This is a genomic window from Methylocaldum sp., from assembly GCF_039794385.1.
Taxonomy (GTDB): domain Bacteria; phylum Pseudomonadota; class Gammaproteobacteria; order Methylococcales; family Methylococcaceae; genus Methylocaldum.
This window is the reverse complement of the sequence record NZ_JBDIVO010000324.1, coordinates 1-5,057: the sequence shown is the minus strand read 5'-3', so window position 1 is coordinate 5,057 and position 5,057 is coordinate 1. Positions and strand designations below refer to the sequence as shown.

At 54.1% G+C, this 5,057-nt stretch carries 7 protein-coding genes; 2 read left to right on the top strand and 5 right to left on the bottom strand.

From position 1 onward, the window contains the following. Positions 1-26: 26 nt before the first annotated feature. Positions 27-491 (bottom strand): hypothetical protein, encoded by a 465-nt coding sequence (locus ABJK70_RS19855; RefSeq protein ID WP_086134609.1) that lies wholly within the window; start codon positions 489-491, stop codon positions 27-29. 17 nt (positions 492-508) lie between these two features. Next, positions 509-1,033, bottom strand: a complete 525-nt coding sequence (locus ABJK70_RS19850) for an RNA pyrophosphohydrolase (RefSeq protein ID WP_077731331.1) — start codon at positions 1,031-1,033, stop codon at positions 509-511. A 172-nt stretch (positions 1,034-1,205) separates the two neighbouring features. On the opposite strand from ABJK70_RS19850, the gene ABJK70_RS19845 reads away from it, so the two are divergent. Continuing rightward, positions 1,206-1,925 carry an HAD family hydrolase gene (locus tag ABJK70_RS19845; protein WP_077731332.1) on the top strand — a complete coding sequence of 240 codons (720 nt, stop codon included), beginning with the start codon at positions 1,206-1,208 and terminating at the stop codon, positions 1,923-1,925. On the opposite strand, the gene ABJK70_RS19840 is transcribed toward ABJK70_RS19845, so the two are convergent. Beyond that, complete coding sequence (locus tag ABJK70_RS19840) at positions 1,904-2,134, bottom strand: sulfurtransferase TusA family protein (protein ID WP_077731333.1); 231 nt, start codon at positions 2,132-2,134, stop codon at positions 1,904-1,906. The genes ABJK70_RS19845 and ABJK70_RS19840 overlap by 22 nt on opposite strands. 59 nt (positions 2,135-2,193) lie before the next feature. On the opposite strand from ABJK70_RS19840, the gene cysG reads away from it, so the two are divergent. Next, the gene (gene cysG, locus ABJK70_RS19835) at positions 2,194-3,588 is read left to right on the top strand and encodes a siroheme synthase CysG (protein WP_086134607.1); all 1,395 of its coding nucleotides are present in this window, start codon (positions 2,194-2,196) and stop codon (positions 3,586-3,588) included. 113 nt (positions 3,589-3,701) lie between these two features. Here cysG and ABJK70_RS19830 read toward each other — a convergent pair whose 3' ends face one another. Beyond that, a complete protein-coding gene (locus tag ABJK70_RS19830; protein ID WP_347258862.1) occupies positions 3,702-4,040 on the bottom strand; it encodes an NUDIX domain-containing protein in 339 nt (112 codons plus the stop codon). 70 nt (positions 4,041-4,110) lie between these two features. Further along, on the bottom strand, positions 4,111-4,944 hold the full coding sequence (locus ABJK70_RS19825; protein ID WP_156881763.1) for an SDR family oxidoreductase: 834 nt from the start codon (positions 4,942-4,944) through the stop codon (positions 4,111-4,113). Positions 4,945-5,057 lie beyond the last annotated feature (113 nt).

The window sequence follows — 5,057 nt, the reverse complement described above, 5'->3', positions numbered from 1 at the left end:
GACCTTCTTGGGACGGAATAAACTTGTCATTGGGTGCCTTCACGAATGGTAATCGAGCGTACACTGCGGTCGATTTCCGCATCGGGTAGGTAGCCAATTGCTCCGGGTGTCTTCGAAATCAACGTGCGCATTTCCTCGACAGTTGATACAGTTTCGGGAGCTTGTCCGGTACCGGAAAACACTTTGCGATCCCAGGTTTGTCTGAGCTGGTGTGCAAACATTCCTAGATGTTTCTTGCAAAACTCTTTGTGGATTGGGCTGCTGTCCGGCAGTACGAACACGACTACAGGAGTTCCGTCCCGCCATGAACGCTGTGACATTGTGAATAATGCCCTAGCCTCCTGTTGGCTGATTTCGGAAACGGGAGCATTCGGGTGTACAACTACGGCTTGTGAAGCCGCCGTTTTGGAAGTGAATAGAAAAATGGCTAGCGTGATGAAACGCGCGACAAACGGAAAATAGCGCGTAGACTCCAAAAGCGGGAAGTTCAAAATCGGTTTTCGCGGCGCTAGGTTTTTCGGCCAGCGGCCAACGAATCAGCAGGACTGGTTGAAACTGTTCCAGGCGTCAGATAATTTCCCAGTTCCGTTAATGCTTGACGATAGACTTGTCGTTTGAAATACACTACATCACTCACCGGGTACCAATAATCAACCCAACACCACGCATCAAATTCCGGTCTTTCGCTACAATCCAAGCGAATCTTGGACTCCTCGCTGGACAACCGCAGGATATACCAGAGCTGCTTCTGCCCTATGCAAAGCGGAAATGAATGTTTTCGGATATAACGTTCAGGAAGATCGTAACGCAACCAATCTCGGGTTCGTCCGATGAGTTGCACATCGTGCTTCTTCAGCCCGACTTCCTCATACAATTCTCTGTACATTGCAGCTTCCGGCGCTTCATTTAATTTTATACCGCCTTGGGGAAACTGCCAGGAACGCATGCCGACCCGCCTTGCCCAGAACACACGGCCATCGTTATTACACAAAACGATACCCACGTTTAGGCGATAACCATCCGCGTCGATCATGGTTAGAGTTAAATCCTACTACTGTCCTCGGTGATATAATCCCAGCCTGCTGGATCTGACCGATATCCGAGCGTCGCCGTTGAGACTTGCTTACGGCTTTGCAGCACTCAGTTGATCCTTTTTAGCTTTTTACTTTCTGCGCAAGCATTCGAATCGAATTTAAAGGAAACGCGTGAGTCTGGCAATATTTGACCTTGATAACACCCTTTTAGGTGGCGATAGCGACTATCTGTGGGGGCAATTTCTGGTCGAGAAGGGAATCGTGGACCGAAAGCATTACGAAGAGGCCAATGCCCGGTTTTACGAGGATTACAAGAACGGTACGCTCGATATCGTCGAGTTTCTGGAGTTCGCCTTAAGCCCTTTGGCCGACAATCAGCTTGATGCTCTGCACGGATGGCGTGCCGCCTTTATTGAAGAGAAAATCAGACCGATATTATTGCCGGCTGCCACGGCACTCATTGAAAAACACCGCCGCGCGGGCGATGTCCCGATCATTATCACCGCTACCAATCGCTTCGTGACCGAGCCGATCGCCCGGCTTTACGGCGTCGAACATCTCATCGCTACGACACCGGAACTCGAGAACGGCCATTACACCGGCCGATTCGTGGGCACTCCGTGTTTTCGTGAAGGCAAGGTGCAACGTTTGAAAGAATGGTTAGGGGAGAACGATCACGACCTGGCGAATAGCTGGTTTTACAGCGACTCACACAACGATCTGCCGCTGCTTTCGCTCGTAGGCTTCCCCGTTGCCGTGGATCCTGATGAGAAGCTTGAGACATTTGCCGCCCGGAACAGCTGGCCGGTTATAAGTCTCCGCAACGGTTCCTGTCCGGAAGACCATGCCAGGCGACTGAAAAGAACGCATCAAGCCTTGCGGATCAAGTAAAAGAAAACGCCGGTTTCCTCCCTCTGGTCCAACATTTGATGTCCAGCCTGCTCCAGAAAAACTCCAAAGTCCAGAACAGAGGCCGGATCGGTGGCCAGGACTCGGATTACCTGACCGGTTTCCATCGACTGCAAAGCTTTTTTTAATCGTAAGAGCGGCAGAGGACACATCAATCCTGAGGTGTCTATTTCAAAATCGACTTGCACCATTCACCGATACCCGTTCGAAAGCCCGTGAGAACCGGGCCATTTTAGCAAAACCACACGACATGGATTATTTGCCCATATTTCTCAATCTTAAGAATGAACCTTGTCTGATTGTGGGAGGCGGGCCGGTCGCCGCCCGCAAGGCCGAAACTCTGTTTCAAGCCGGCGGGCAAGTCAGCGTGTTGGCTCCAACATTTCACGATTTGGTGCTAAAACTGCGGGACTCCGGATGCGTAACTCTAATTCCCAAGGTATTCCAACCTCAGGACGTACGCGGCTTTAGGCTAATCGTGGCGGCGACTGACGATGCCATCCTTAACGCACAGGTCGCCGAGGCGGCAAGGACACACAACATTCTCGTAAACGTCGTCGACCAACCTTCTCTCTGCACGTTTATCTTCCCGGCTATTATCGACCGATCTCCGATCATTGCCGCGGTGTCCTCGGGTGGCACCTCGCCCGTCCTGGCTCGGATTCTCCGAATGCGAATCGAATCGCTGATACCGCCGGCCTACGGCCGCTTGGCCAGGATCGCAGCTGATTTCCGGACCCGTGTCAAGCAAGCGATCAAGGATCCGCAAATACGCCGCAGGTTTTGGGAGAACGTTCTCTCCGGCCCGATCGCCGAACTGGTTTTCGCCGGAAGGGACGAACAAGCGACCGAACACCTGGAACAAGCCATTACAGCCGAGACTTCAGGCAACGAAAGCGCGCATTCCGGTATGGTCTACTTGGTCGGTGCCGGACCGGGCGACCCGGATTTATTAACCATCCGGGCGCTGCGCCTGATGCAGGAAGCCGACGTAGTGGTTTACGATCGCCTCGTTTCCCCCGAAATTCTTCAGCTTGTCCGGCGCGACGCCGAAAAGATTTACGCGGGCAAACAGCGCAACCGGCACACGCTCCCTCAGGCCGAAATCAATAGGCTTCTAACCGATCTCGCAAAAGCGGGCAAACGGGTCGTCCGTCTCAAAGGCGGAGATCCGTTCATTTTCGGACGCGGTGGAGAGGAAATCGAAACCCTGATGAACGAAGGGGTACCATTCCAAGTAACCCCGGGAATTACGGCCGCTTCCGGCTGCGCCGCCTATGCGGGTATACCGCTGACCCATCGCGATCACGCCCAATCCTGTACTTTCCTGACCGGCCATATGAAAGACGGCCGACTCATCGACATCGAGTGGAACCAGTTGTCCCGACCAGGACAGACGCTGGTCTTTTACATGGGTCTTCAAGGATTGCCGGAGATTTGCTCGCGTTTGATTCAACATGGGTGTCCGGCCGACCTTCCTGCCGCTCTCATCCAACAAGGGACCACTCAGCATCAGTCGGTTTTTACCGGAACCTTGAAAACCTTGCCGGAAATCGTGAGTCGCTCCGGCGTCAAGGCCCCGACGCTGCTCATCATCGGAAGCGTCGTCAGGTTACGGGAGAAACTCGCCTGGTTCCGACCGTAATGTTTAGCCCAAAAATGATTAGCCGTCCTGCCTTTCGCGCGTGACGAGCCAATCGGCCCAGTTCAAAATCGGCCTGAGACGTGGCCCGAGCAGCTTATCCGCTTCTTCGAATGTCACCCATCGAAATTCGTCGTGCTCCGGCTTGCCCAGCAGCGGATTGACGGGTAAATGCACCTCTCCGCCGGGAGATTCGGCCAGATAGTATCGAGCGATCTTGCCGGCACCGTAAGGCGGTGTTTCCAGAAACCCTTGCCCCAGCGGAAGTTCAGTTCTGTCAAGGCCGTTTCCTCGAATACTTCGCGCTGCGCCGCGGCCAAAGGGTCTTCGCCCTCTTCCACCACGCCTTTCGGGAAATCCCAATATTGGAACGCGCGGAGCAACAGATAACGCGGCTCTGCGGGATAGATGCGCACGATTACGACACCCGCCGACAAAATATAGGTTTTCATCATGAGCAAGCTACTCCGGCAAGGAAACGAAAACGGTAGTTGGACTCACGCCCGGCATGCGCCGACGGCGGATTCAACCTGCTCGCCGCAACACCCAGTCGAGCGATCGATCCGGCAAAATTCTTTTCAGAAATCCGAACAAATAAGTGGGAAACGTGACGTAATAACGGGCTTTCGGTCTTTTTGCTTCAAGCGCGTGGATGACGGCTTTGAGTACGGCTTCGGGTCCGAGGGTAAACGGCACGGCAGGCCCTTCCTTGACCAACCGCGACTCCATGGCCAAGTATTTCTCACGATGAACGCTCCTCGTGCTGTCGATGTTTTTCTTGTACATGGCCAGAGCGTTGTCCCGAAATCGGCTCACAATCGGTCCGGGTTCGACCAGGGAAACGAAAATCCCGGTGCCTGCCAGCTCCAAGCGCAGCGTATCCGATAGTCCCTCCAAAGCATACTTGCTCGAGTTGTAGGCGCCCCGGTACGCCATGGCGGCGAAACCGAGCACGGAGCTGTTCTGGATGATGCGCCCGTATCCCTGCTTCCGCATCACCGGCAACACCAGCGCGGTCAGTTCGTGCGTCCCGAACAGATTGGTTTCGAATTGCTCTCGCAGCGCCTCGCGGCTCAAGTCCTCAACCGCACCCGGCTGGCCGTAGGCGCCGTTGTTGAACAACGCATACAGATAGCCGCCCGTACTCCGTAGCACCTGCTCCAAGGCTAACCCGATGGAACGGGAATCCGCAAGATCGAGCCGGAACGCTTCGAAGCCTTCGGCGCACAATTGTTTCACGTCGCTTTCCTTCCGGGCGGTGGCAAACACTCGGTAACCGCGTTGCCGCAGTCCTCGGGCGGCGCACAGCCCAATACCGGAGGAACAGCCAGTAATCAAAATCGTTTTGTTATTGTGCATCGTGACAAAAACGGTTATGGAAAACCGAAGCTTTTTTCAGATCTGATTGCTTAGCAGCGATTCGGCGCTCAGTAAAATAATTTCGATTTCCTCGACGATCTCTTCCTGGCGCA

What these genes read in the sequence shown, in the direction of transcription:
- ABJK70_RS19850 (WP_077731331.1), bottom strand. Translation starts at nt 1,033, where the DNA reads ATGATCGACGCGGATGGTTATCGCCTAAACGTGGGTATCGTTTTGTGT.
- ABJK70_RS19840 (WP_077731333.1), bottom strand. Translation starts at nt 2,134, where the DNA reads ATGGTGCAAGTCGATTTTGAAATAGACACCTCAGGATTGATGTGTCCT.
- cysG (WP_086134607.1), top strand. Translation starts at nt 2,194, where the DNA reads ATGGATTATTTGCCCATATTTCTCAATCTTAAGAATGAACCTTGTCTG.
- ABJK70_RS19830 (WP_347258862.1), bottom strand. Translation starts at nt 4,040, where the DNA reads ATGATGAAAACCTATATTTTGTCGGCGGGTGTCGTAATCGTGCGCATC.
- ABJK70_RS19825 (WP_156881763.1), bottom strand. Translation starts at nt 4,944, where the DNA reads ATGCACAATAACAAAACGATTTTGATTACTGGCTGTTCCTCCGGTATT.